Origin of the sequence: Ilyomonas limi, from assembly GCF_005233845.1 — a bacterium.
Lineage (GTDB): Bacteria > Bacteroidota > Bacteroidia > Chitinophagales > Chitinophagaceae > Ilyomonas > Ilyomonas limi.
The window spans coordinates 238,837-264,615 of sequence record NZ_SZQL01000006.1 but is presented as its reverse complement, the minus strand read 5'-3'; the positions used below and the strand labels follow the sequence as shown (position 1 = coordinate 264,615).

General features: G+C 40.7%; 25 protein-coding genes. 8 read left to right on the top strand and 17 right to left on the bottom strand.

The window, feature by feature from the left end; translation table 11 throughout:
- The first annotated feature begins 9 nt into the window (after positions 1–9).
- Positions 10–819, top strand: coding sequence for an SDR family NAD(P)-dependent oxidoreductase (locus tag FC093_RS10010; RefSeq protein ID WP_137261635.1), 810 nt, complete (start codon positions 10–12; stop codon positions 817–819).
- A 592-nt stretch (positions 820–1,411) separates the two neighbouring features.
- On the opposite strand, the gene FC093_RS10005 is transcribed toward FC093_RS10010, so the two are convergent.
- Entirely contained in the window at positions 1,412–1,981 is a 570-nt protein-coding gene (locus FC093_RS10005; RefSeq protein ID WP_137261634.1) for a DUF4256 domain-containing protein, read from the bottom strand.
- Positions 1,982–2,055: 74 nt separating this feature from the next.
- Positions 2,056–2,358, bottom strand: coding sequence for a hypothetical protein (locus tag FC093_RS10000; RefSeq protein WP_137261633.1), 303 nt, complete (start codon positions 2,356–2,358; stop codon positions 2,056–2,058).
- 192 nt (positions 2,359–2,550) lie between these two features.
- Between FC093_RS10000 and FC093_RS09995 the strand changes: the two genes are divergently transcribed.
- Positions 2,551–2,796: a hypothetical protein gene (locus FC093_RS09995; protein WP_137261632.1), complete on the top strand. Its 246-nt coding sequence runs from the start codon at positions 2,551–2,553 to the stop codon at positions 2,794–2,796.
- A gap of 213 nt (positions 2,797–3,009) precedes the next feature.
- On the opposite strand, the gene FC093_RS09990 is transcribed toward FC093_RS09995, so the two are convergent.
- The 3 genes from FC093_RS09990 to FC093_RS09980 all read right to left on the bottom strand — a co-directional run bounded on the left by FC093_RS09990 (position 3,010) and on the right by FC093_RS09980 (position 4,350).
- On the bottom strand, positions 3,010–3,390 hold the full coding sequence (locus tag FC093_RS09990; RefSeq protein WP_137261631.1) for a hypothetical protein: 381 nt from the start codon (positions 3,388–3,390) through the stop codon (positions 3,010–3,012).
- A 417-nt stretch (positions 3,391–3,807) separates the two neighbouring features.
- Positions 3,808–4,047 (bottom strand): hypothetical protein, encoded by a 240-nt coding sequence (locus FC093_RS09985; RefSeq protein ID WP_137261630.1) that lies wholly within the window; start codon positions 4,045–4,047, stop codon positions 3,808–3,810.
- A gap of 96 nt (positions 4,048–4,143) precedes the next feature.
- Entirely contained in the window at positions 4,144–4,350 is a 207-nt protein-coding gene (locus tag FC093_RS09980) for a DUF1622 domain-containing protein (protein ID WP_137261629.1), read from the bottom strand.
- 421 nt (positions 4,351–4,771) lie between these two features.
- Between FC093_RS09980 and FC093_RS09975 the strand changes: the two genes are divergently transcribed.
- On the top strand, positions 4,772–5,485 hold the full coding sequence (locus FC093_RS09975; protein WP_137261628.1) for a DUF421 domain-containing protein: 714 nt from the start codon (positions 4,772–4,774) through the stop codon (positions 5,483–5,485).
- A gap of 119 nt (positions 5,486–5,604) precedes the next feature.
- On the opposite strand, the gene dacB is transcribed toward FC093_RS09975, so the two are convergent.
- Positions 5,605–7,065, bottom strand: coding sequence for a D-alanyl-D-alanine carboxypeptidase/D-alanyl-D-alanine endopeptidase (dacB, locus tag FC093_RS09970; RefSeq protein ID WP_137261627.1), 1,461 nt, complete (start codon positions 7,063–7,065; stop codon positions 5,605–5,607).
- Positions 7,066–7,201: 136 nt separating this feature from the next.
- Between dacB and FC093_RS09965 the strand changes: the two genes are divergently transcribed.
- Both FC093_RS09965 and FC093_RS09960 read left to right on the top strand, forming a co-directional pair.
- A complete protein-coding gene (locus FC093_RS09965) occupies positions 7,202–7,723 on the top strand; it encodes a L,D-transpeptidase family protein (protein WP_137261626.1) in 522 nt (173 codons plus the stop codon).
- A gap of 186 nt (positions 7,724–7,909) precedes the next feature.
- The gene (locus FC093_RS09960) at positions 7,910–8,503 is read left to right on the top strand and encodes a TrmH family RNA methyltransferase (protein ID WP_137261625.1); all 594 of its coding nucleotides are present in this window, start codon (positions 7,910–7,912) and stop codon (positions 8,501–8,503) included.
- Here FC093_RS09960 and FC093_RS09955 read toward each other — a convergent pair.
- The 9 genes from FC093_RS09955 to FC093_RS09915 form a co-directional block, all read right to left on the bottom strand.
- Entirely contained in the window at positions 8,498–9,616 is a 1,119-nt protein-coding gene (locus FC093_RS09955) for an NAD(P)/FAD-dependent oxidoreductase (RefSeq protein WP_170971045.1), read from the bottom strand. The two genes, FC093_RS09960 and FC093_RS09955, sit on opposite strands and share 6 nt — an antisense overlap.
- 90 nt (positions 9,617–9,706) lie before the next feature.
- Positions 9,707–10,141: a hypothetical protein gene (locus FC093_RS09950; protein ID WP_137261623.1), complete on the bottom strand. Its 435-nt coding sequence runs from the start codon at positions 10,139–10,141 to the stop codon at positions 9,707–9,709.
- A gap of 550 nt (positions 10,142–10,691) precedes the next feature.
- On the bottom strand, positions 10,692–14,447 hold the full coding sequence (locus tag FC093_RS09945) for a DEAD/DEAH box helicase (RefSeq protein ID WP_137261622.1): 3,756 nt from the start codon (positions 14,445–14,447) through the stop codon (positions 10,692–10,694).
- Between the two features lie 343 nt (positions 14,448–14,790).
- Positions 14,791–15,441 carry an AcvB/VirJ family lysyl-phosphatidylglycerol hydrolase gene (locus FC093_RS09940; protein WP_137261621.1) on the bottom strand — a complete coding sequence of 217 codons (651 nt, stop codon included), beginning with the start codon at positions 15,439–15,441 and terminating at the stop codon, positions 14,791–14,793.
- Positions 15,431–18,025, bottom strand: a complete 2,595-nt coding sequence (locus FC093_RS09935; protein ID WP_137261620.1) for a phosphatidylglycerol lysyltransferase domain-containing protein — start codon at positions 18,023–18,025, stop codon at positions 15,431–15,433. The genes FC093_RS09940 and FC093_RS09935 overlap by 11 nt, the downstream gene beginning before the upstream one ends.
- 82 nt (positions 18,026–18,107) lie before the next feature.
- Positions 18,108–19,265: an MFS transporter gene (locus tag FC093_RS09930; protein WP_137261619.1), complete on the bottom strand. Its 1,158-nt coding sequence runs from the start codon at positions 19,263–19,265 to the stop codon at positions 18,108–18,110.
- 443 nt (positions 19,266–19,708) lie between these two features.
- Complete coding sequence (locus FC093_RS09925) at positions 19,709–20,176, bottom strand: cupin domain-containing protein (RefSeq protein WP_137261618.1); 468 nt, start codon at positions 20,174–20,176, stop codon at positions 19,709–19,711.
- 169 nt (positions 20,177–20,345) lie between these two features.
- Positions 20,346–20,765 carry a nuclear transport factor 2 family protein gene (locus FC093_RS09920; protein ID WP_137261617.1) on the bottom strand — a complete coding sequence of 140 codons (420 nt, stop codon included), beginning with the start codon at positions 20,763–20,765 and terminating at the stop codon, positions 20,346–20,348.
- A 172-nt stretch (positions 20,766–20,937) separates the two neighbouring features.
- On the bottom strand, positions 20,938–22,683 hold the full coding sequence (locus tag FC093_RS09915) for a hypothetical protein (protein WP_137261616.1): 1,746 nt from the start codon (positions 22,681–22,683) through the stop codon (positions 20,938–20,940).
- Positions 22,684–22,893: 210 nt separating this feature from the next.
- Here FC093_RS09915 and FC093_RS09910 point away from each other — a divergent pair, with 210 nt between their 5' ends.
- Entirely contained in the window at positions 22,894–23,124 is a 231-nt protein-coding gene (locus tag FC093_RS09910) for a hypothetical protein (RefSeq protein ID WP_137261615.1), read from the top strand.
- On the top strand, positions 23,117–23,437 hold the full coding sequence (locus FC093_RS24605; protein WP_137261614.1) for a type II toxin-antitoxin system PemK/MazF family toxin: 321 nt from the start codon (positions 23,117–23,119) through the stop codon (positions 23,435–23,437). Before FC093_RS09910 ends, FC093_RS24605 begins: the two co-directional genes overlap by 8 nt.
- A gap of 43 nt (positions 23,438–23,480) precedes the next feature.
- Here FC093_RS24605 and FC093_RS09900 read toward each other — a convergent pair whose 3' ends face one another.
- Both FC093_RS09900 and FC093_RS09895 read right to left on the bottom strand, forming a co-directional pair.
- The gene (locus tag FC093_RS09900; RefSeq protein ID WP_137261613.1) at positions 23,481–23,963 is read right to left on the bottom strand and encodes a transposase; all 483 of its coding nucleotides are present in this window, start codon (positions 23,961–23,963) and stop codon (positions 23,481–23,483) included.
- Between the two features lie 14 nt (positions 23,964–23,977).
- Positions 23,978–24,460 (bottom strand): IS110 family transposase, encoded by a 483-nt coding sequence (locus FC093_RS09895; protein WP_137261612.1) that lies wholly within the window; start codon positions 24,458–24,460, stop codon positions 23,978–23,980.
- 561 nt (positions 24,461–25,021) lie between these two features.
- On the opposite strand from FC093_RS09895, the gene FC093_RS09890 reads away from it, so the two are divergent.
- Positions 25,022–25,762, top strand: coding sequence for an alpha/beta hydrolase (locus FC093_RS09890; protein ID WP_137261611.1), 741 nt, complete (start codon positions 25,022–25,024; stop codon positions 25,760–25,762).
- Positions 25,763–25,779 lie beyond the last annotated feature (17 nt).

Genomic DNA, 25,779 nt, shown 5'->3' with positions numbered 1-25,779 from the left:
TTATAGATTATGGCAACTGAAAATAATAACAAAAATAAGCATGCACTCATTACCGGCGGCACCAGTGGTATTGGCTACGAACTGGCAAAGTGCTTCGCCGAAGATCAGTACAACCTCGTGCTGGTAGCCCGCTCGCAGGAAGAATTGCAGCAAAGAGCACAGGAATTTACACAGCAGTATGGTGTAGCAGTTACCACCATTGCCAAAGACCTGTTTGACCCCAAAGCGCCCTTTGAATTGTATAATGAGGTAAAGAACAAAGGCATTACCGTAAACGTATTGGTGAATGATGCAGGTCAAGGGCAATTTGGTAAGTTTGTAGAGCAGGATATTCATCGCCTGTTGCAACTCATTCAGCTCAACACAGCCTCGTTAACCGCACTTACGCATTTATTCCTTAAAGACATGGTAGCACGCAACGAAGGTAAGATACTGCAACTGGCTTCTATTGCTTCGCAACTGCCTGGGCCATGGCAGGCAGTGTACCATGCTACCAAAGCGTATGTATTATCGCTTACAGAGGCATTGGTGGTTGAGCTGAAAAATACGGAAGTAACCATTACCGCATTGCAGCCCGGTGCTACCGATACTGATTTCTTCAACAAAGCCGATATGCAGGACTCTAAAATTATGGATACCAAGCTCTCCGATCCTGCGGATGTGGCAAGAGATGGCTATAATGCATTGATGAAGGGCGATGATAAAATTATTTCGGGCCTGAAAAACAAAGTAATGGTAGGCATGAGCAATGTAATGCCCGAACACATGGTAGCCGAGCAGATGAATAAGATACAGCAACCGAAAGGAGAAGAGCAATAGGGTGATTATCGCATTATAAACTGAAAAGTTATTTCAACAAGGCTCGTGAACACACGGACCTTGTTCTTCCAAATATAAATGGGTTCTATTTGCAGCAGTACTTGTGCTGGCAGCTTGTTGTTAGTTATCTATATTAATTGTGATTGGCAATTATGCGCAAGGCATCTTCGAAACGTTTAGTTTGCGCTTTAAGCTGAAACTGTTCCAAATGAAGCATGGCGTATTCCCGCTTTGTATCAGTATATGCCAGACTGATGTCGCCACTCCACATGCCATTGTGAAACTCCCTGAAACCGCGCTTGTTTATTTTGTTGCTGATAGCAAAGCCACTTTTACACTATATTTTTCAGGCATAACAAGGGTGGTAATAATTTCGTTTCCCTATTTAGTATTTCCTGTTTTAAACCTCACCTTTAAGATCTTGAATACCTTTATTTAAATAGCACTTTTACGACTGTTGTGGTGCCTTTGAAAAACAAAAGCACACCATATTTTAAACATAAGATATTAAAACGACGCTACTTTTGTGCATGCTTGCAAGGCAGGTCTGAAACGTGTAACAAGCAACTCCTAATCACTTTCTATGTAAAATTCAGACCCTTAGCGAGCCACGAAATCCTCTGACACCGTAATATGCGTCTGCACCATTATGATATACAAAGACAGTATCATAGCGACGGTCACAAAAGAGCGCTCCACCAAGCTTTCTGATTTCAGCAGGTGTTTTTATCCAGCTCGACGTTTTTGTATCGAAATTTCCAAGCTGCTGCAGCTCCCGGTATTGCGCTTCAGTTAGAAGCCCGATGCCCATGTCCGCTGCCATCTCAATCGCACTATTTTCCGGTTTATGTGTTTTCCTTGCCTCCAGCGCCTCATGGTCGTAACAAACACTTCTGCGACCTTTAGGGCTTTCGGCGGAGCAATCATAAAAAACGTATTCGTTTGTATTGTTATCATAACCAACAACATCCGGTTCACCGCCGGTTCTTTCCATTTCAGCGAGCGACCACAGCTTTTCCTTATTGGCTTCCAGCTTTGCGTGTACGTTTGCCCATTCAAGACCTTTATGGCGGTTACCATTTTTCTCAAAACGTGTTTTTAATACACTGAGTAGTTCTTCTCGCTGTTCTGGTAATAACTCCTTTCTGTTTTCCTTTGTCATAATATTTTTTATTTGCAAGTGTTGGTTTATCCGATTGTTTAGCCTTACCGGAAGCGTCCACCGGCTTAGCGCAGTCAATAACAGTCATGAAGAACACGGTCATGCATGATTACATATGTCATCCATAGCACGACCAGCATTGACAGCAAATTAATAATTGTGAGCGTTGTGTAATAATTTCTTTGAAAGCCATTGGATCGGCCAATAATTTTTTTAGCGTAAAACTTAGAAGCAAGGGGAATCAGCGCCACTAACAATAACACAATAACGCCCGGATAAAGACCAGTGATTGCAACACCAATAATGCTGAGTACAGCTACCGTAAGGGTTAATACCATTGATATAGAGGTAACAACACCAAATGTCTTCGTTTCCATTTAATAATGATTTAAGGTATTGAAAATTATTTGAGAACTTGAAAGTATAAAAAGTACTTTGAAACGCAAAGTAAATGGAAGATATTTTTTCACAGAACCATTATTTAACAAGCGTCCTTTGCTACTCCTAAAGAAAACCACAGTGTCTATCCAGTAAAAAGCGGGGATGGTCAGCATATTCCTGTCTCAGAAGTGCCAAGACCGGTAAAGCAGAATTATCATGCACGCTATCCTAATGCAACGAATACCCGCTGGGAACTGGAAAGCGAACATGGTAGAAGGTGTACCAGGCAGGATTTAGAAAGGCAGTTAGATAAAGACCTAAACCAGAATGACTTGCCAATGGCACTTTCACCGGTAAAAAATAATGTAATACAACCAAGCCTCAGAAAGACATATCATTCATTTGATCTCTCTGGAAAAAGAGAAAACAGGTAATTTACTTTTTTGAGCGGGCGTATAAGAGGGTAGCAATTTTCACTTTAAAACAACAACACCTTGTATTTTAGCCCTATACCGTAGCGTTTATCCGGCGTAAATCATTATACTAAAGCACTTTAAAGTAGCAATGTTCAAAATTATCCTATAAAGTTATTAGCGCTTAAAAGTGGGGCTTGGCGGCTGTTCTGTTGTTGTATGCTTTTAATACTTTTATTCATGAATCTTTCTCCATTCTACTATGCTATCTTTAGTTAATTTAAATACTAATGTTTTGATATGAAGAGGGAGAAAGCCTAAACGTTTCTGAGCTATATTGTAGTAAAGATAGCCATTATTGGTTCTGTCCGGCGGTCCGAGCAGCTTTTCAAGCGTATCTTTCTTTAATCCATGAAGTGAATAATTGGCCATTAAGTCTTTAAGCATTTTATCTCTATAAGGATAGTCTTCGCCATCCTTTGTCGCCCACTTTGTTTTGCTAAATGGCACATCGCTGTTTGTCTCCGATGTTAGTTTTCCGGGTTTTTCCTCCTGTGTGTTGTTGCATGCTAAACAACATACAATAAGTAATATGAGCAGGTTTCTTATTTCCATAACACTAAATAATACTCGTGATAACCAATTGAAAAGGGTTTTGTGATAGCAGAAATATATTCTGTTGCTTTACTCCGCTACTGTTGTTCATTAAAGATAATTAGCTAATGCCATATTCTTCAACTTTGCCGTAACAAAGCCGCTCTTGTATGCAGCTAAACCTATATCTTGTTTGCTCATCTGCTCAGGTTAACAAATTTAATTTTATTAGCAAAGGATGCTTTGCAACAATAACATCAACGAAAAAGACCTTTAATTTTTAAATTGTCTTTGAAGGAGGTCTCGTACTATGCTGATTCTGGAATGTGAGGCGGTCAGAAACGCGTGGTTGAAATTGTACAATTTTTAGCTGTTATTGTACTGTATAAATGCACACTGCAAGGCAGGAATATGAGGCAGGTATTTATTCCCTAAAACTTATTCAGCCTCTCCTATAGCATCAATAAGGCGGTCTTCAGCCTCCTGCTTTCTTTTGTATCTGATGAGGATAAGAAAAAATAAAGCGACCATAAAACACAACAAAAACACAATTGCAAAGAGAATGGCTACTTCGCGCGGCAGCGTAGTTTCAATACATACGCCAACCAGGCCTACTACGCCGCAAAAGAGAACAAGTAAGCACTGCAAGATAAGGTAAGTATAATCGTTCTTTTCCATGCAGTTGTTGCTGCAAATGATATTGCAATTATCACTCCAACAGCAAGAAAAGTGATAATAAGTATGTACGTTTTTGTTTGATTGCCGTTCTCACTATCAGCCAGGTAGTTTGCTGTCTTGTACTACTTCTTCATTTAAGTCCGTCTCCGCATCTTTTTCATTTTGCCAGCTTTTCAGGTCACGTTCCAAAAAGTAATTCAGTACGGTGCTTGCTGCTGCAATAGCTGCTAATTTTCCTATATCGTCCAGGCGGGCACCACAGCAGTAATGAATATTCTGCACCAATAAAAGTTCCGGTGCCATACACAGCGGCAAACAAGTGAAGACAGGTTTGATTTTTGAATTAATAATTTTCAAAAATGGAAGACGCTGCAGATAAAGCTGGCAAAGTTTTCTGCTGTATTCACCAGTGTATTTGTGATGGGTATTACAGGTAATCTTCGCAAAATGCAACGGCTGGTGGTGACAATGCAGATAAAAATGGTATGCTGCTGATTGCATTAGTTACAGGATGGGGATTTATCCTCGATTGGCCGGATTTTCATGGTCCGCTTTTCAATGGATAATGAGACTGCTAATGGTGCCTATGATAACAAACAGATAAATATGCATAAAGAACGAACGGCAAGGATAAAGAAAACTTTGAATAATTGGGAGCAATGGCAAAAGCTTTAATGGAGAGTGATAACAACATCAGTATGAATGTAAATGAAAAATAAAACCTATGATAGCGATAGAAAATATTATGCTCAAATTTGATTGGAAAAATTTGTTGTTAGGAGAAAGTGACTGGCAGTTTTTATTAATGATAGCCATGCGAACATTTGCCATGTTCCTGGTGATTTTGATAGGCTTGCGGATGCTTGGAAAAAGGGGTATCAGCCAACTATCGGTGTTTGAACTAGGGGTGGTGGTTGGCTTAGGTTCTGCTGCAGGCGATCCCATGTTTTATAAAGACGTAGGTATATTATCCTGCATCCTTGTTTTTGCAATAGTAATAGGTCTCTACCACGTATTGAAATTTGTGGTTGGTAAAAACGATTGGATAGATGAATGGGTAGAAGGCGTGCCAAAAGATATTGTACACGAAGGCAAACTGGTTTTAAAAACAATTGAAAATGAAACCATCACCAAACCCGAACTATTTGCTCAGTTACGTGTTAACAGCGTATCACATCTTGGGCAATTAAAACAGGTTATACTTGAACCAACAGGGCAATTAAGTGTCTATTACTTTCAGGACAAAGAAGTAAAATATGGTTTGCCTATTCTGCCCCAGTTATTGAACGATGCTGTTGAAGACATTACCGCGACCGATCATTACTCCTGTACCTATTGTGGCCATACTATGATGCTGGAACCCACGAAAAAAGAACATTGCCCGGTTTGTAATCATTGCTGCTGGGTAAAGTCCATCAATGAAACAAGATTGATCTGAGAAGTAGCTGCTATGCGGCATAACATGGCGCCATTGCAATTACAAAGTTTCATTGATGTAAATTGTATTTTCCTTTACCTGCTCATCAATAGTAAACCTGCTGGTATAGCAATAGCCATTTATTTCTTCAACTCATTCAATACACTGTACATCTTGTTTACAATAGCATCAGTAGAACCATCATAATTGTTTACAATTATAGAAAAAACATACTGTTTTCCCCTGGCAGAAGTGTGATAGCCGGAGAACGATTTCACACCGCCGATAGTACCACTTTTCATGTGCATACCATTGTATATAGGCAACGAATTGTAAAATGCAGCATACCAGGGGCGTGTTTTTGCATACAATAAAGCCTGCACCAATCCGTGTGTAGTTACATGATTCTGAGCCGATAAACCACTGCCGTCTGTTATGCGAAAAGCACTTTTTTCAATGCCCCGCTCTTGCCAGTAAGTTCTTAAAATAGCCACGCCGCTATCGGTAGTGCCAACGCCGTATTTTTCCATTGCCATGGTTTTTATCAAATCTTCGCCATACATATTGATGCTCTTCTTCATAAACCAATAAATAATGCTGTCCAACGTAGGCGAATATAATGTACCAATGAGTGCGTTGTAATGCGGCAAACTTTTTTGCGACAGCGTATAATCCATAGAGCTTTGTATTGTGCCCGTATGCACTATGTTATGATCAATAAAAAATTGCTTTAAGGCAGCGGCTATAGGCGTAAAAGGCTCAGGCAATGAGCCGGAAACAGTAAACAGTCCGCCCGCAGGCACAGTGCCTTCTATTACTGCAATATCACCATATGGTGGCAGGTATGGATAGCTGTTGTCTCCCGTACCTGCTGCAGCCGTTTTTAGTTCATTTACAAAGCTGGCATAAGGCACTTCAGGAGCCATGCTTTTAATGCCTACGGTATCGCCTGTCCTTGTAGGCTTCAGCACCAGGTCGTACTGGTTTTCGTGCCAGTTAAGTCCCCAGTTGCCCGCACCATAGTAGCTGCCCAGATCGTCCCACGACCAACCGCCAGGTACAGGGTTAAAACTGAATTTCGAGCCATCCAATATGATGTCGCCCATTATATTGCTGATGCCGGCATTGCGCAGTATGTTACCTATCTGGCTCATAATGCTATCAGGCTTAGTTTGGCTGTAACGCCAGCTTCCGGTAGTGGGATCGCCGTGGCCTACAATAAATAAATTGCCGTATAAAGTACTGTCTTGTATGTTGCCGCTATAGCCAATCTCTGTTTTAAAACGATAATCTGCGCCCAGCAGGTCGAGTGCAGCAACAGAAGTAAATACTTTCATATTACTGGCTGGCATCAATCCCATTTGCTCATTGGTACTGTACAGTATGTCGCCGGTGGCAGCATCCGCCACGCAAAGGCTTACAATGCCATGCTCCAGTTGCGGCGAGTTTTGCATTAGTTTTATTTTATTGGCTAATTGCTGCGCTACTGTTTGCGCTTGTAAAGCATTACATAAGAAAAGAAAAAAGAATATAAAAAGAGGTGGCTTAAACATGCCCCGAAAATAGAAGAGATAAGGCAAAGTGTAAACTTTTTGCATCATTTACTGCTTTATCGCAACACAATAATTTTCCATTCAGCAACTGTCATTTACAAAATCTGTTCTTAATAAAATTTTGCAATCTTTAAATAATCCACACGGCATTTTTTACGTTTAAGATGTAGAAATGTTTTACCTGATGAAAAAAGACCTTACTGTTGTTCTGCTGCTACTATTTATTATAAATACTTCTTTTTTCAATAGTTCGGGGCCTGCATCCGATGCGTACTATATCGTCATCAAAAAACACGCATACGAGCTCATAGTGTATGATGCAAAAGGCTGGCTGGCAACGTATCCGGTAGTATTTGGGAATAAAGATTTAAAGGATAAAATGGTGGAAGGCGATCGTGAAACACCGGAAGGTAATTTTAGGATAACAAGCAAGCGCATACACAATAAGTGGTGCCGCATGATGATGCTAGATTTTCCTAATGCCGAAAGCATTCAGAAGTTTAATATGCGCAAGCAAAGAGGTATTATACCTGCCAATGCCAAAATTGGCGGCGGTGTGGGCATACATGGTACCTGGCCACATGAAGACTTTGCTATAGACCGCTACGACAACTGGACACAAGGCTGCATCAGTATGAAAAACGCAGATGTGATAGAGTTGTTCAATATAATTCCAGTGGGAACAAGGGTTTCGATACAAAAATAGGGCTGTGATAATTCCAAGCGGAATTGTAGCACATGAATGACACAGATGAGAAAGGATGTATTAAGCAAATGAATCAGTTTCATCAGCATTCTTCTTAATACCATCCTTATTCAAAAATAATCCACTATTTAGCCGTGTCGTCCATGTGCTATTGCTTTTCTTTGCGCTTTCAAAGCGCAATAACTTATGACACCGGAACGACGAACCAGGCTGGAAAATGTATTGGCTAAAAGACAGCCCAACCTTACGGTAGTAATGGAGAATGTAATGGACCCGCATAATGTTTCGGCCGTAATGCGCTCGTGCGATGCAGTAGGCATACAGGATATTTATGTTATCAGCAATAAAGCCCCCCGACCAAAAAAATGGGGCGCTAAAAGCAGCAGCAGTGCAGCCAAATGGCTTACTGTTCACCAGTTTAATAACGCACAGGAATGTGTGAACCAATTGAGAAAAACATATAACACTATTCTCACCACGCATTTATCTTCTGAAGCAATAAGCTTGTACAGTATTGATTTTACCGGCAGTATTGCGCTGGTATTTGGCAACGAACGCGAAGGCGTAAGTGAAGAGATGCGTGCGCTTGCCGACGGCAATTTTTTAATTCCACAGGTGGGTATTATTCAAAGCCTGAATATTTCTGTGGCTTGCGCAGTAAGTATTTATGAGGCTTTTCGTCAAAAGAATAATGCCGGGCATTACAACCAATCTACGCTATCAGAACAGCAAAAAACTGCGCTCATGCAGCAATGGGGATTGATAGACGAAAACCTATAATTGCAACTGTTCTGCAATAACAGGCGTGAGTGCAACGCCCATTCCATTGCAGGCAACAATAGCCGTTACCTTATCTGAAATATGTTTTACCATCGGTTGTTTATCTTCTGTAAAACCCATAATGCCGCTCCAGCGATATTCAATATCAAACGGCTGAGATGGCAATAAATGTATCTTTATAAAGTGTTCTAATTCTTCCTGAATAATCGTGGTTGTTTCAAAGTTGGTTGTAGCTTCGGCATCAAAACATTTGTTGCGCGCACCGCCGAGTAATAATCTGTTTCCAATATTTCTGAAGTAATAAAAGCCTTCATCAAAGTGAAAAGTACCGCGTAAAGGCAAATCCTTTATAGGCGATGTTACTACAATTTGACCGCGTGCCGGTGTGGCATGAAAGTCAGTTAAAAATTGAGCCGTGAAAGCATTGCTGCAAACTAGTATTTTTTTTGCTGTAAATGATATGTTTTGTTTTGTGGTAAGAATGATTGTTGAATCCCTTTCTTCATAATGATGAACATCAATGCCGGTGAGCATATCTACACCAAGACTTTGAATTTTTTTAGTTAATGCCATTACCAGTTTTCCGCTGTGCAAGGCACCTTCCAGTTTGTTTTCAATCATGGCATCAAAGCCGGACAGTCCAAACGATTTCATTTTATCATTTGCCCATACAAACGTTTCTTTTACTCCGGTAATAGCTTGTAAGCCTGCATTTAGCCACAATAATCTTTCACCTAATGCTTCAATATCATGCTTGCTATTTTGCAAACATTCAAATCCACCACAGTCTTCATAATCTATATCATCTGCACTAAAATGTTGTTTTATTTTCTGAATGCCTTTGTAGCGCATTTCGGCTATCTGCCACATCTGTTCTGCACCCATTACCTCTGCATCATGCAATAATTCTGTAGGACTGCCAAAGCATGCAAAACCAGCATTGCGCGTAGAAGCACCGGATGGAATAATGCCTCTGTCAACAATTAAGATTTTAAGTGTTGGATTTTTTATTATCAAATGGTGCGCACACCACAACCCACATAAGCCTGCACCGACAATAATAAGATCACGCTCCGCAAAAAAACTCTCTTTCTCCCAGATAGATACTTGCATAGGTGAAAGATACAACATAAGTAGAGTACCATAAAAAAGCGTACATCAACAAAGATTTGTGATGTACGCTTACAACCCATCTTACTTCTCTTATATAACTACGTCAATCTTTTTTTGCACTTCCCCTCTGCCTATCACTTCTTTTCTTTCAATAATAAGCTTACTCCCTTTGGTATTGTACGCAATGGCATATGTTACAACCAGTATTTCTTTGTCATCTTTTACCGCTTGTATATTCATTTTTTCGGTAAGTGCATTTTTTTCGGTTGCATACTGCTTCAACTGCATGGCATCGTATGTTTTGGTAAATGCTGTATAAGATGCATTGCCACTTACTCTTTGCACGGTTATTTCCACTTGCGCCAGCGAGCTATCATAAGCTGCATAGTCGTAATTATTATCAGTAAATATGGCGAGGTCAACTTCTTTATTCACCAGCTTTGAGTCGCTGCCCGAGAACAATCTGTTTGCAAATACCAATGTTACTACAAACAGGATTGGTAAAAATATAGATAGCTTTTTCATACAATTTGTTTTTAAACTTGATGCTATCTATACTTTCAACAACGTACCGCATATGCCAACAGATTTGAAAAAGCAATACAAAATGCCTGTTTTGAAGGATGAGCGGAAACAGGATATGGATAAATGGCAAATTACCAAACAGTATAAAATGTTTACACTTTCTTAATGCCATTGAGAGTGTAACGAAAGCGAACAAAAAATGTATGGTGATGATACAGGTGCTGTTGTGAATGATAAATGGTAATTGTGAACCTGGAAATTAAATAGATATATTTTTTGAACCACAGAGGAACACAATTTGAACGTCATTACAGGCGGCAGCGAAACAATCTGTGCTTTGTAGTAAAATCAAAATAAATCTGCAGCATTGAACAACTACTACAAAGTTCAAAGTAAGCCATCCATAATGATTTACAACTATCCTCAGAATGCTTCGCTGCCAACCGCACTGACGTAAAAAGCACCGAAACGCTCACCAATTTCGTAGCCAATATTCTACTTCATCAGTATTATCAGTAAAACATCCATATGATACCGGTTATAAAAATGGTTAACTAAATAAGTACTCAATATCTTCCTTCGTAAGGCTCTTCACAAATGTTGTGTCATCGGTTATGAGGTCGGCTGCCAAAGCGCGTTTGCGTTCCTGTAATTGCAGTATTTTATCTTCTACGGTGTCCTTACAAATCATGCGGTACGCAAAGATGTTTTTGGTTTGACCAATACGATGCGTACGGTCAATCGCTTGTTGCTCTACAGCAGGATTCCACCACGGATCAACGATATAGACATAATCAGCAGCAGTAAGGTTGAGACCAACGCCACCAGCCTTTAATGAAATAAGAAATACTCTACATTCATCATCATTTTGAAAGCGGTTGATGGCGCGCTCGCGCTCGCTTGTTGATGTGCTGCCATCGAAGTATTCAAATGGCACTTCCAGCTCTTTCAGTTTATCTTTTATCAGCGCCAGCATACCTAAAAATTGAGAGAACACCAATGCTTTATGGTTGCCTATGTTTTCGGTGATTTCTCTTGCCAGCTCTTCCAGCTTTACTGATACATTAGGATATTGCTCTTCCTCTTTAATGATAGCCGGGCTGTCGCAGATCTGCCGCAATTTCATTAAGCCTTGCAGTATAGACAACTGTGATTTGTGTATGCCCTGCGCTTCTACCACGCCGAGTATTTTATCGCGGTAATCGTTGCGGTAAGCATCATAAATGGCGCGTTGTTCGTCGCCCATTTCGCAAAACAAAATCATCTCCTGTTTTTCCGGTAGATCTTTAGCTACCTGCTCTTTGGTGCGGCGGAGAATGAACGGATATAACAGTTTGCGCAAATGTTCTTTTTGCTCTTTTTCGCCAAACTTATCAATGGGCACCGCAAACTCATTTTTAAAATGATCCATGCTGCCTAACATGCCGGGATTTAAGAAATTCATCTGCGCATAAATATCAAATGTATTGTTTTGCAACGGCGTACCACTAAGGCACAAACGACTTTTGGCGCGCAGCAGACAAACAGCTTTCGTTACTTTGCTGGATGGATTTTTTATAGCCTGGCTTTCATCAAGAATCACATAATCAAACGGCACTTCTACAAATTGTTTAATGTCGCTGCGCAACGTTCCATAAGTTGTGATGATAATGTCGCTTTTTGTTTTATGCAAGGTATCTTTCATACGCAGGCTGCCATGATGCGTATAATACGTAAGCGTAGGCGTAAATTTTTTTATTTCATTTTCCCAGTTAAACATCAGCGTCGTTGGGCAAACCACCAGTGCTTTTAAATGACCTTGTTTTTCTTTGAGATAATGTAAAAAAGTAAGCGTTTGCAATGTTTTACCTAAACCCATATCATCGGCTAAAATGCCACCCCACTGCACATCGTGCAAATAGTTGAGCCACTGATAGCCCGAGGTTTGATAAGGACGCAGAATTTTTTGCAAATGTAGTGGCGCCGGGATAGGACTAATAGAATGGTTTTCTTTTAAATGCTCATACTTACTTTCCAACTGGAATATCAATTCCTCTTCATTGCGCTGCTCATACAGCTCTTCTATTATGCTAAAGTGATATTTACTGAGCTTAATATCATCAGTTCTGCCATCACCCACGCGAAAGAGCAGAGAATATTTTTTTATCCATTCCTCCGGCAAAATACCTAAGGTGCCATCCTGCAGATGTACAAATTGTTGCTTGTTGGCCAATGCTTTTTTTACATCTTCTACCGTTACTTTTTGTTCGCCAAAGTGAATATCAATTTTAGCATCAAACCAATCGGTATGGCTGCTGATGTATATTTTAGTAGAAGGCTTTGCTGTATTAAAACGGAAGTTCTTCAGTGCATCAAAACCATACACCGGCACATTCATTTCGCGTACCGCATCAATGAATAAAAAGAACCAGTTGTTCCTTAATACCTCCGCACCTTTCAATGCCAGCGTATTATTGCTTTCTGGCATTACAAAGTTGGAATGTAAATTTCTCAGCTTATCTACAAAAGAATGCTCCATCGTCATATTGCGATGAATCACCAACAGTCTGTTGGCTTGTGGCAGCAGTATGTTTTCTTTATCGGAAGGTTTTACATCGTACCCGTGATAGGTAAACACCGGCTGAAACAGGAGGTAATCGCCTTTTTCTTTTAAATACACCTTTACTTCCGGCTTTACGTCGCGCATTTCTTCCTTCTGTATATTGCTGAAGTTGACGTTGTATTCTTTGGTTAAGGGCAAAATAAAATGCTGTAACGTATAATTCCATTCCAGCGGCTCTGCCACGATTTTACCCGATGGCAAAAACTTTTCAACCAGCAGTACATCTTCGGGTTTTTGCCACAAATAAAACTGGTCTTCCTGCTGAAACAAGAGCGAAGAAGACAACACATTATCTGCAACATTCTTATTGCCGAGCGGTGTTCTTGCCGTACAGGTTATTTCGTATTGTGTACCTGTAAAATGTACATTTATTTCGGGGGTAATAAAGTTAATGGAACAATTTGCCGGCTGCAAATTGGCTGTTTGCAACGGCTTGCTGCGCGGCAAAAAGAAAGTAAAATTACTGTCTGCCATATCGGTAAACAGCTTTTTATATTTCGGATGTAAATACTCAATAATCAACTGCCGTGTTTCTTCGGGCAGTTCATCATCGTGTTGCTGCACAATATTCTCCCAAATACCGCTAAATGGTGAGTTACGGTTGAGATAACGGCTTACTTCGCTGCTCAAAATTTTGCGCACCTGTTGCAGCAAGTGACGGTCTTCTTCATCCAGCACTTCGGTACTTACAAAACGCGCTACATCCAGCTTTTCTACTTTACCTAAATAACCAGTATTTTCATCATTGGGTTCGCCCTGTACTACATCTACCTGTGTATATGGATAGTTGTGTGCATTGTAAGAAATAACAATACCTAAGCGGGTACGGTTCTTTAAACTTTCGTCCTCAGCAGGCATAACAGGTACGCTTTCCAGCACTGGCTTGGGTTTTACAGGTACGGCACCTGGCATTACCCGTTTAATGCTGGTATCCAGCACGCGCAAAAAAGGTTTATCGTCTTTATAGGTAAACTCAAACTTACCGCTGAGGTCATCTTCCAGTGAGTAGCCATACAACGAAAGCAGTTTGTTTTTTTCTTTATCCCAGTTGCGGATACGGTCGAAATAAGTGGCGCCGTAGCTGTTTAGCAATTGCACCAACACAATGGTCTTGTGCATGCACAAAGGATGTTTATGCTCACTATCGCAGTTACAACTTGTATCAAAGTTACGCTCCTCATTTTTTTGAATAACTACTCTATAGGCGCCATCGTCCAGCTTTACTTCCGCTACAACCCGCTCATCTTTTGCCTCGATGATGGCAGCTTTGGAAGTATTTAAAAATGCTTCTGCTTTTTCAATGGATTCGGGCGAAGAAAGCAACTTAATCAGCTTCATTTCCAGTTGCTTCATCTTTATTACCGTATGCCGTTGGCTGTAAGTAATGTCCTTTTCGCCGAGCATATTTTTATCCAGCATCTCCTGCAACTGAAACAGGGCAGCGGCTTCGTGCCTGCATATTTCACCCAAATTATAGGGACAGCCACAACGGATGGCCAGGTTCTTTTCGTCCTTGTATTTATCTATATACACCTTGTAGTAGGTTGCATACATATCGTCTTTTACGCGGAAGGTGATAGCCCCCATGAGGTCGTCCACATTCACCAGTTCTACATTACCAATAGCATGAATTTTTTTGCCTCGGCGTATCACTTCATCCGTTCCGTTGTTATAGATATATTTTGTAAGATAGGGTAATGCCACAATTCGGTTTTAAATACTAAAAGTTACCTTTTGTAAAGCTTGTCGTTCGCAAAAGGGCAAGTAGCAAAATTAAAAAAATTAAGGGCAGTTATGAAATGATAATAAACATAAACTTGTTAAATGCTTTGTTAACAAATGGCAGAAGATAGCACAACGCCCACAGGGCATTGAACATTGTAGGCGTTAGTTTAAAGCATAAGTTTTTTGGTTGAATGTGAACTATAACTGTGGAAAGGCTTTATACATCCTTTGCTTGTTGAATGAAACTGTATAGCCGTAAGCAAAGATTCTTTCATATTTAAACACAGTTTATAAAGGAACATATTAGCCAACTAAACATTAGCTACAATCTATCTGTAATCTGCTGTACAAGCATAGCCACTTCATTGTTGTAATGGTGATCGCCCGGCACTTTTAAAATGGCAACATGCTTATTAATGATACTTTTTTCGGGTACATTTTTTTCATTATTGCCAAATAGTACAAGCGTTGGTTTGGTGAGTTTATTAATTTCAGCAGGCACGTTTACACCATCCGAACCATATAGTAAGTGTACTTTAAAATCGGTGGTAGCAGATGGAGATATGAGCACCACATCCGAAACGTGATTACTTACATCGGCAGCCAGCCGCGTTTGTACAAATGGTAATATATCGGCACCTAAAGAGTAACCAATGAGTACTACACTTTGTCGTTTCCAGTCGTTTATATACCGGCGCAATAAACCGGTAATGTCTGCGGCTGCCTTGTCGGGCGTCTTGCCTTTCCACAAGTAAGATTTTATATTGAGTGCGGCCACCGGATAACCTTTACTATTCCACTCTTTTACAAACGATCTCGAAAAATTGTTCATGCCACCATCACCGGTCAGGTAAAAAATGAGTGGTTTTTGTACATCGTTGCTGTTAAACGTATCAACGGGCAGACTTTGCGCCATCACTTTTGTATTTATAAAAAGAAATAAGATCAGCAATACTTTTACACTATTCATCATGCTTTATTGGTTTCATTGCTTTATTCAACACTGCCGGAAGGCGCAGCAAATCAAAATCATTATCATACACCAGATACTTGTTCAGCCATTGCGATGCATACTTTTCTTTAAATGCCCGCAAGCCCTGGTAATGGCGAAAACGGCGGATCTTTTCGTACGCATAGCGCATCAGCCGTTCCAGTGTTTTATCGGCGTGCTCTAATCCAGACATGGGCGCAAGCCCAAGGTTTACAAAGCGGCAGCCTTTTTCTTTGGCATATTTTATTAGTTCTATGATCAACGCATCCATACAGCCACCCGGCGCCTCCGATGTTTTGCGTATGAGGTCGTAGGTGCATTCACCAGGCGCAAAATCAGGAATGATATTGAGAAAAGCAACCGGCATGCCATCCGCATTTTTAGTAATAATGAGTTCCTGAAGGTTGATGTCTTCATCAAAACTGCCTTGTGAAAAAATCATTTCGGTGCGATTGGTTACTTGCAGCCATTCGTCCGATACGGCTTTAAGTTGTTGCATGAGTTCGGTTGAATAGGGCGGGCAGTAAACTGCTGTTATATACCCTTTTTTTTGCAGGCTATTCAGCCCGTTACGCAATGATTTTTTATCCCTTCCCGCAAGGTCAAACTGCTCAACATCTACAATTGCTTCCTGCCCTATGAGCAGACTTTTTTTTCGTTGTTGTTCAAAATAAGAAAGACTGTTTTCATCCACACGATAGTATGCCGTTTTTAATCCCAGATGGTTACAATAATCTGAAAATTCTTCGAGCACAGCAGATAAATTTTCTTCGGCACATACCGGCACTTCCAGCACCAGTGCAAAACCGTTTTCGATACGATAAGCTACAAAAGCTTCGTATTGTTTGGAGAAATACAACAGTTTATCATTGGCTATTTTAAAAAAATCCACCGATGAGCAGCCATACTTTTGCAATAGTTGTAATGCTTTGTCGGTTTCTTTATTTATATACGATTTGCTCAGGTAAGGCTTTACCAGGGCATACAGCAAAAAAATCCAGGCACCCAACGCCAGCGCATACATCGAAATTAGAAATTCGCTGGCAAAAGGGGTAAGCGGCTCGAGGTCAATTTTTTGCAACAAAAAAATACGAAGCGTATAGCCCAGCGATTGGTACCTGTTGAAATCAATACCAAAATGCCTTGTCTTTAAAAAATAAAAACCAATATAACCATATACCATTACTGCTACAAAAGTGGATATAGCCAGCGTAAGTGCCCGGCTGATGAGCCGTGGGTTGGTGCGGACAGTATATTGTTTTCTGGAAAAAAGTAAAGAAAGTAATACTATCAGGGCAAGTATTGCTTCCTCCCAATCCAGCCCTTTGGTAATGTGCCCGCCCAGCGATACCAGCGTAAATATAAACGCCAGCCACCACGCATTACGCAGCCCTCTTATGAGGAATGTTGCCGTAACAATGAGTGCAACGCCTATATAAATAACCAATGTATTGGAAGCATGAATTTCCGCAGCGTTTACGAAATTGTGCAGCATTTTCATGCGCTGCGCAACAGGTGGCGTAAGCACCGAAAGAATATTGACAACGCCCAGCAAAAAGATAGTAAAAGCTGGAAAAATGCGAAGAAAAAGTGCTTTCCCTTTTACCAAAAAAGAAAACAAGCCGCACAACATGGGCAACCAAAATTCAAATGCACGATAGATAAGCGCAATCGCTAACGCCTCTACCGGCGTATATCCAAAGTGTCCTAAAATATACACTACGGATAACTCCACCGCACCCACACCTCTCAAAAACGGTGAAGCCACCATCAACAAAACAGAGATAACATACGCCAGCCCCGCTGCCTGCAACGATGGATGTACGCCGGCGGCCAGCATAGCAATGTACAGGTGCGCAATGCCGCATACTTCCACGCCAATTGAAGCGAATACGGTAAGTAAATACCACTTGCCATCTACCGATGCACCGGTAACCTGCAATAAAGTAAGTGCTGTTTTAGGATAGCGGTTTTTTATCCATTGATATAATGCTTTTTCTTTACGAATATTATATAGTACAAACAGCAGCAACGCAATCAATATTGTTAATACACCCATACCAATGGCTGTTTGCTGCATGTCTTTGCTGTTGCCGCCGCCTGCTGCCAGCAACAACACCGTAAGGCTGATAATAAAGGTTGATAAAATACCGGCAAAGCCAAACAAGCCCGAAGCCTGGTGTATTTTCATTCTATCAGGTACGGTGCGTTTAACACTTTTAGGAACATACGCAAGTGCACTTACACCGCCACCGGGCAAAAAAGTAGAAAGAAAATTGCGTTTGAGAAAAAGCTCAATGGCACTGCTTAACGGAAATGGTGTTTTAATAGCATTGAAACTGAAGGCATACATGGCAGATTGACAAAGTACAAATATGCCGGTGACCACCGCAGCAAGCAGCAACCAACTATTACTGGCTTGATGCAGGTAGGGTAAAATCAGGCTTATTTCGCGGCGCTGCTGATGAAAAAAATAAATGCACACCACCAGCAGAAAGACGGCCAGTACCTCGCGCCAGTAAAACTTTTTAGGAAGGCGTATATTTTTAAAAAAAGTTATTTGCATGAGACTGTAAGGATAACTGATTAGGCCGATGAAAGCTGAATATGCAGGAATATCACGGTATCCTACACGCGTATCACCATATTTATTCCTGTTGCCGGATAGTGGTTGCCAATACGAAAATAACAGCACCAAACACTGCAACAATGCCAAACGACCATTGCAACCCGATTGCCTGCGCTATATAACCCACGCCCGGCGGTACTACCAAAAAGCCAAAATAGCTGATGGTAGATACCGATGCAATAGCCGTACCGCTGCTCATGGTCTTAGATTTTCCGGCGAGGCTAAATACCAGCGGTATAATGCATGATACACCCAAACCGGTGAGTACAAAGCCAATACCTGCCGTAACAGTGTATGGCAGCAAGCTTGCAATGAGTAATCCGGTACATATCAGTAAGCCACTGTAGCGCAGTATAGTAAGAATGCCCAATTTATTTACAATTCTATCACCTAAAAAACGCCCGGTTGTCATAGATACCATATACAATACAAAGGCTGCTGTTGCAGTCTCCTTATCCGCCATTACTGCTTTTCTAAAATAGATACCACTCCAGTCGTACATCACGTTTTCGCACGCCATTGAAGCAAAGGCTATTACTGCAAACACCATCAGGTAGCGGTCGGGCATTATAAATAATTTTTTGCGCGGCTGCACTGTAGGTTTTATATAATAGGTATTCGGGTAAAATATAATCGAGAGTAATAATAAAAAGGCGCTTACCGAAAGCAAATGCACTTTTAACGGCAAACCCGACGATACAAACAAAAAGCCTACTGCTGCACCTGCAAAACCGGCCATGCTCCACACTGCATGGAATGTGGTAATAATAGATTCATCGTACAGGCGTTGTACTTCCACACCTTGTGCATTCATGCTGAGGTTGAGCAAATTGCGCGAAGAGCCAAAGCAAAACAGCACCAACCACAATTGCCAAAACTGGGTAACATACCCTAAAATACCCAGCACGGCATTGTAAAAGACAGCCCCGAATATCATGATGCTCTTGCTGCTGTAGCGGTTGAGCAGGTTGCTGGTAAAAGGCACCGTCAGCAATATACCAATGGGGGCTGCAAGCAAGGCAGTGCCCAGTTGTGCCTCGTTGAGGTGCAGTTGTGCCTGTATAGTAGGTATGCGCGATGCCCAGGTGGAATAGCCAAAGCCCGACATGAAGAAGTAAACAAGGGTAGCGGCACGGTGTTTTACGCGTGGTAATGTAGCCTTAGAAACCAGTTGCATTACTGCAAAAATAAAGTGAAACGTGCACCCCGCCGTTTTGAAAAGCGTTTAAAATTTTATATTCTTACATGGTATTGTTTTACAGCATTTAATAATTTTTGACAGGAATGTAGTCATGTAAACTAGTTGCTACTTTATTTTAGGATTGGGGCTATCTTTAAATTACAATATGATAAAAGCGCAGCGTGGATAGATAAAACCGGAACGTAAAGAAGATAAAGGAATGAAATGTATGATTATCAAATCAGTCTCTGTAGTATAAAAAATCCCTTACAATTCTATATCTTCTTTTTTGTGCAGCCACACAAAAGCTATTGCTTATTCGGCAGAACTGTCTGTTACCGGCTTCTCTGCCGTGGATTCTTTATAACGCGTGTAGCAGCACAAAAAGAAGACACTTTAAAGGTTAAATTGTTGGGAGATGTATCTTATCTTTTTAAAATTTATTTACCTCGTGGCCTGTAAACATCAGTTTCAACCCATTTTACTGTAGTATTACCAATGTTCTTACCAAAGTCTGTTGTGGGGCCACCTATCCATCCGGTTCCTGCTTTTAATTCCATTATTTGTTTATCCATTCCCTGCATGGTCACTTCAATTTTGCCTCCTTGTATAACATAAAAGGAATGGTCTGGGTGTGTGTGAATAGCAACGGAATCTCCCGGTTTTAGTGTCACCTCAAACATCTTTATATTCAAAGTATCACCAAGCTTTTTAGAGAATTGTGCTCCTACCGTCAACGGATCCATTGCCGGGTCGTATGCGAACGCTGAAGCTGTATCCGTGTTTGTAACAGATGAGGTGGTATCCATATTACTATTTTCTGAAGTAGTTGCAGACTGATTACAACTAATTAGCAATAAAGCCGAAATCAGTATAAAGAAGTAAATGTTGCGTTTAACTTGTTTCATGATTTATGTTATAAGGATGAAAAAATTATTTTTTCTGGTAATTTTTAAGAAGTGTCTCATGCAATTGTTTTTTCACACTTTTGCGAAGTGTCAGAATAGGGTTGCTACCAACAAAATCCCATTTTAAATTACTACTGGCGGATGATACACCCACTAGCAGTAAGCAATCTTACATTTGCTGCGAATGCCAGTGAAACAGTTTCTGCGAAATTTTCCAGCCGTCTTCCGTTTTAACGAGATTAAAAAGATCGGACATGTGAACGCCAGAGCCTGCAAGATTGCCTGACCATTGCTTTATCTCAAGCCGGACAACCGCAATGGTGTTTAAGATTTCAATACTGGCAAAATCGGGTTCAATGTCGGGTGCAGGTCCATTCTCGTCAATCCAGTCAAATAATACTTTAATGGGAGTAAACAACAAATTGCCATCAACATAGCCAACCAACGTAGCGTCGGGGTGAAAGCCGGGACGCATCAAATCGCTGTTGCCGGCACGCGAGCCATCAATGTAATACTGTAATGTTTTTACGATGCCATTGTGTTCTGTGAGATAATCAATTTCAGTGAGAAAATCATTAGCTGTTTTCATGGGTATGAATGTTTTAGGTGGAAGGTTAATTGAAGATAAATAAAAAATAAGCGGTTATACAAATTATTTTATGAACCGATATGCTGAAAAAATGTAATTTCTACAGCGGCTGAATATGTCCCCAGCAATAAAAATATAGAGCGGGGAAAGATATGCTGCAATAGGTAATACATTAAAACACGGCATCAGTAATTTTTTCATCACTATCTGCAAAAGCTATTGCTGCTTTCTGCTGTACGGCAGCCGCTTCGCCCTTTTTATCCTGAAGCCTTAAAGCCCGATTTAATCCGGTATAAGACCAGCCATTGTTTGGATTGAAGTACAAATCATCTTTAAACACTTTTTCCGCTGCGGCATATTGTTTGGCTTTCAATAGAACAGTGCCTAAGTATTGCCGTGCAGGATGCACCCAGTCTTTGGGTTCATTATAAATCATCGAATCTTCCCTGTTTACTGCTTCCTGCAAAAAGAGGATGGAAGCGGGCAGATTATTTTGTTCTTCAGCAATCACGCCCTGCAATATTTTCTCTGCCACGCCTGCACCGTTAATACCCGGATTTGCATAGGAGGGTGCCGGTGCACTCAACTGGCTGTTGGTCATACCCTGTTGTACCGCCTGCAATTCTTTTGATGCATTATCAAACTGATGCTTTCTTGCATATGCCAATCCTCTTCCATAATGCCAAATCAGATTGCCGTACACGTAGCTGGCAGGTATTTCGGGTGTTTGCAAAATATCATCCCATTTACCAAAACGGATAAGGGTTAAATAAGGTGTCATATAAATATATTGTACAAATACACCAAAGAAGTCGGGCATACTTTGCCAGCTGCTATCAAAGCTGTTGCGCGTATCTATTGATAATTTTTCGGCTGTTTTAAACTTACCATCCATATTGGCACATGTTGCCTGCATGTGAAGATTGTGAATGAGATACAGTGGTGTATTGTTAGCTACCGGAGCATATTTAGTAAGGTAATCGTAATAGCGCTTTACTGCCAGATCATTAACTGCTTCGCCTTTTTTATAATTGCCTGTACGGATGTAAATATGAGCCGGCATGTGCACTATGTGCGATAAGCCAGGCATTAGCAAAGGCAACATATCCGAAACTGCCAATGCTCTTTCAGGATGGCTTGAAGCCTCCACTGCATGTATGTAATAATGTGCCGCACCGGGATGATTGGGGCTTATTTTCAAAACACGCTCCAGCGTTTGCACGATCTCCGGCGTCCACGTTTTTTCTTTACCTGCTTTATTGTAAAAATCCCATGGATGCAACAGCATGAGGGCATCGGCATATAAAGCACCTACATCGGGATTATTGGTGTTTTGCTGATATACTTTTTTCATTGCATCAGCATATAGTTGGTTTAAGTGCTCACGTGTTTGGGTTGTATCGGCACTGTATCGGACAGTCATTGCGTCAATAAGAGCTAGCTCTACCGGTGTGCAGTTATTCTTATTGGCAATAGCTTTCGCCACAGCCACCAATGCGTCGGGTGAGGCAGCATAACCATAATCGTTAATGTTTGGTCCATAAGCTAATGCCTTGCCCCAATAGCCCATTGCAAAGTTTGGGTCAAATTGAGTAGCTTTTTCAAACGATGCTACTGCTTCGATGATATGAAAAGCATAATACATATTAATGCCCTGCTCAAAGTAAATGCGTGCACTGTCGTTTGTTTCAGATACCGGCATGCGATAATCGCCCCAGCCGCTTAGCAGGGGAATGGCATTGGCACTGTCATCCACATCAAACAGCACCAGGTTGGGGCTACAGCTTAGGGTGTATTGTTTTTTGTACCATAAAGTTTTCTGAACAGCTTCTTTTGAAGACAGGTGTGAAGTGATACCTGCATGGATGAATGCAGCAGAAGCAAAAGCTGCTATCAACAGGGGAAGGAGCTTTTTCATAAAGGGCAATTAGTAAAGGAAAGTTACAGAAAAATTGACGAATACGAATGTTTTCCTGCTGTGTATTGCGTATATACACCTGCTTCTGAATGAATTTGCGAACGTTTGGTATTTGGAGTTGCGTATATTTGAGAGTTGGCTGTAATGCCGTTGTGACATTTCCTACTTGTTCAAAATTGTTATCTTTACGGACGTGATAAATTCATTGACATGACTCGACAAGCAATCATTGAGCGGACGATAAAGGCTATTAACCAATTACCGGAAGAAAAAGCAGAAGCAATTTCTGATTTTGCCGACTTCGTGACCAAACGTTATGAGGAGCACTTATTGATGCAAGGCATTCAAAAGCTGACTTCCGACAGCCAGACTTTCGACTTTTTACATAATGAAGAAGACCTTTATTCAGTAGATGACTTAAAGGAAGTGTACAATGGCTAAGGGCGACATTGTGCTTATTACTTTTCCCTTTACTGACCTGAGCGGTAGTAAACTCCGTCCGGCTGTTGTTCTTGCTAACACAAACCTTGACATTACAGTTTGCTTTATTACGACACAACTTGGCTGGCAAGAGCCTACTGACGTGCTGCTAACTCCAACTGCCACAAACAGACTTAGAAAGCAATCACTCATCCGAACAAGTAAGATTGCGACGTTAGACAGGTCTTTAGCCAAAGGACTTTTGGGCAGACTTGGACCAACGGAAATGACAGAATTAAATAACAAACTCAAACTCTTATTTCAATTACCTTGACAAAAGGCACATACCGCTAACATGAACTGTGTAAAAAACCAAATTAATTTGCTGGTTTGGCGGAGCAATAATTTGGTTGGTATAAAGTGTTGTTTTTTACCACTGCAAAAACCTGTTTGAGCAGTTTGTTACATACTGCTATTAGGGACAGTTTACCCGATTTCCCTTTTGCTCTCAATCGCTCATACAAAGCTTTACATGCAGTATTGGTTTTGATAGCACTCATAGCACACATGTACAGCACATCACGCATGGGCTTGCCTCCTTTCTTGCATATTTTAGACTTACCGATTATACTGGTGCCACTGCTGTATTGTCGTGGACTGAGACCAGCAAAACTGATCAGTTGGCGGTAGTTGTGGGTATAACGAAAGCCTTGGGTAAAGATGATGAGCATAGCGGTAGCTCTTTTTCCAATAGCTTTAACGCTGCTTATATTTTTAACCTGCTGAGGTTGCCACTGCATCAGCAAAGCTTCAGGTTTTACTTCTATTGAGTGCATTTCTTTTTCAAGCAGTACTTTCATTTTCTCCAGTGACCTTATTGCATCCTTTGTATTGGCAATAAGCGCAGGCTGTGCAGCTGGTTATTATAACGCTTGATCTGTTCACTATAGTCGCGTATAGTATTGTAAAGCTGTTTGCTCTCAAAATAAGCTGCATCAGGCATTTGCCACAACTCAGGACACTGGTCCATAGCATAGCGGCATATCCATCCGGCATCCTTCTTATCTGTTTTGTTTCTTTCCCCTTGCATCTGAATATAGCGCTTAATGCTCAGTGCATTAACTACACTTGTGGCAAATCCTTTTGCATGCAAAAAGAAGGCAAGGCGCACGTAGTAAACACCCGTAGCTTCCATAACAAAGTGGTAAGTGGTGCCGGTGTGTGCCAGGATGGTTTCAAAGCCTTTGTTGTTATTGCCTACCTTGATATGGAAGATGTCACCAAGATTATTCTGATAGGCAACATCCAGTGTGTTTTGTGATACATCAATACCACAGCACAATTTTTCATTTTTCATACCCTTGCATTTTGATTGGTGAAAAGTTGTAGTTTTAAAGTAGGGAAAACAAGGAAGAACAAGCTCTTACACTGTGCTATCTATCCTAATTCAGACTTTTCTAAGTAAAGTACTGGTGAACTATTCAGCATCGGGTAAGAAAAGGAGCAGGGATAATCATGTTGTAAAGGCTTACATGCCTATCAGGTTTGAGCATCTTATTCCGCTCCCTTGTTCTTTCAATTGTCTCTTTACTTCTCTATAGTGAATTTACTGAATTGTAAACATAGGATAAGGTTTGCTGCCATAGCGGCTCGACGAACCTTGGCTGAACATGAGGAATTCTATTAAACTCTATAGCTTTATCCAAGCTGACGTGCAAGCCTGCCGCACCATCGCAAATACCTAATCCGTTATAAGCCATTTAGGGCAACCATCATCAATTCATTAGAAAAAATAAAACTTACAAAATATGTTAGGAGAACACTTATCAAAAACAAAAGAAAGAAAGAAACTTTGGGTTGTTTCAGCGATGGTCATTATACTTTTATTGACAGGAATTTTATTGCTTACAAAAAGTTTATGAAACGCTGGAGCAAACGAAAAATTTTTAAAACCATATGGTTTAGTTTAGTCATTGTTTTCTTTGTCTGGAATTGGACAACCTTTCAATCCAGAAACTTACCAAGAGACACATTTGAGAACGCTGAACTGGTAACTGTTACACAATCAGACGACTTTATAACTTTCCAGTCTGACACGGCAAAAAACGGAATAAATGTTATTTTCTTTCAGGGTGGTTTGACAGACCCCAAAGCCTATGCTCCGCTTTGCCGGCAACTTGCTGAAAATGGATTTACTTGCTACTTAATGAAAATGGATTGGCGACTTCCTCAATATGATTATAAAAAGACACTAGAACTCTTTAATTTAGATAGTGGTAGTTATGTCGTGGGCGGACATTCACAAGGCGGAAAAATGGCGGCTCAAATTGTTTACGAAAATCCGGCTTTGTTTAAAGGGCTATTTTTATTAGGCACTTCGCATCCGAGAGACATTGACCTGTCTACATTTACAATCCCGACAATAAAAATATATGCCGAAAAAGACGGACTTGCCAGTGTTCCGGAAGTAATGGAAAACAAAAGCAAACTTCCTCAAAACTCAAAGTTAATTTTAATTAAAGGCGGCAACCATTCTCAATTTGGATATTTAGGAAAACTGTTAATGGACAACAGTGCTGACATTTCTCTTGAAGAACAGCAGAAACAAACAGTTGAAGACATTATTGAGTTTTTGAATGAAATAAAAAACGGCATATAACAGGGCTTGGCAATAGG

Coding starts and splice junctions, on each gene's coding strand:
- FC093_RS10010 (WP_137261635.1), top strand. CDS start 10: ATGGCAACTGAAAATAATAACAAAAATAAGCATGCACTCATTACCGGC.
- FC093_RS10005 (WP_137261634.1), bottom strand. CDS start 1,981: ATGACAAAGGAAAACAGAAAGGAGTTATTACCAGAACAGCGAGAAGAA.
- FC093_RS10000 (WP_137261633.1), bottom strand. CDS start 2,358: ATGGAAACGAAGACATTTGGTGTTGTTACCTCTATATCAATGGTATTA.
- FC093_RS09990 (WP_137261631.1), bottom strand. CDS start 3,390: ATGGAAATAAGAAACCTGCTCATATTACTTATTGTATGTTGTTTAGCA.
- FC093_RS09985 (WP_137261630.1), bottom strand. CDS start 4,047: ATGGAAAAGAACGATTATACTTACCTTATCTTGCAGTGCTTACTTGTT.
- FC093_RS09980 (WP_137261629.1), bottom strand. CDS start 4,350: ATGGCACCGGAACTTTTATTGGTGCAGAATATTCATTACTGCTGTGGT.
- FC093_RS09975 (WP_137261628.1), top strand. CDS start 4,772: ATGATAGCGATAGAAAATATTATGCTCAAATTTGATTGGAAAAATTTG.
- dacB (WP_137261627.1), bottom strand. CDS start 7,065: ATGATGCAAAAAGTTTACACTTTGCCTTATCTCTTCTATTTTCGGGGC.
- FC093_RS09965 (WP_137261626.1), top strand. CDS start 7,202: ATGAAAAAAGACCTTACTGTTGTTCTGCTGCTACTATTTATTATAAAT.
- FC093_RS09960 (WP_137261625.1), top strand. CDS start 7,910: ATGACACCGGAACGACGAACCAGGCTGGAAAATGTATTGGCTAAAAGA.
- FC093_RS09955 (WP_170971045.1), bottom strand. CDS start 9,616: ATGCAAGTATCTATCTGGGAGAAAGAGAGTTTTTTTGCGGAGCGTGAT.
- FC093_RS09950 (WP_137261623.1), bottom strand. CDS start 10,141: ATGAAAAAGCTATCTATATTTTTACCAATCCTGTTTGTAGTAACATTG.
- FC093_RS09940 (WP_137261621.1), bottom strand. CDS start 15,441: ATGATGAATAGTGTAAAAGTATTGCTGATCTTATTTCTTTTTATAAAT.
- FC093_RS09935 (WP_137261620.1), bottom strand. CDS start 18,025: ATGCAAATAACTTTTTTTAAAAATATACGCCTTCCTAAAAAGTTTTAC.
- FC093_RS09930 (WP_137261619.1), bottom strand. CDS start 19,265: ATGCAACTGGTTTCTAAGGCTACATTACCACGCGTAAAACACCGTGCC.
- FC093_RS09925 (WP_137261618.1), bottom strand. CDS start 20,176: ATGAAACAAGTTAAACGCAACATTTACTTCTTTATACTGATTTCGGCT.
- FC093_RS09920 (WP_137261617.1), bottom strand. CDS start 20,765: ATGAAAACAGCTAATGATTTTCTCACTGAAATTGATTATCTCACAGAA.
- FC093_RS09915 (WP_137261616.1), bottom strand. CDS start 22,683: ATGAAAAAGCTCCTTCCCCTGTTGATAGCAGCTTTTGCTTCTGCTGCA.
- FC093_RS09910 (WP_137261615.1), top strand. CDS start 22,894: ATGACTCGACAAGCAATCATTGAGCGGACGATAAAGGCTATTAACCAA.
- FC093_RS24605 (WP_137261614.1), top strand. CDS start 23,117: ATGGCTAAGGGCGACATTGTGCTTATTACTTTTCCCTTTACTGACCTG.
- FC093_RS09900 (WP_137261613.1), bottom strand. CDS start 23,963: ATGAAAGTACTGCTTGAAAAAGAAATGCACTCAATAGAAGTAAAACCT.
- FC093_RS09895 (WP_137261612.1), bottom strand. CDS start 24,460: ATGAAAAATGAAAAATTGTGCTGTGGTATTGATGTATCACAAAACACA.
- FC093_RS09890 (WP_137261611.1), top strand. CDS start 25,022: ATGAAACGCTGGAGCAAACGAAAAATTTTTAAAACCATATGGTTTAGT.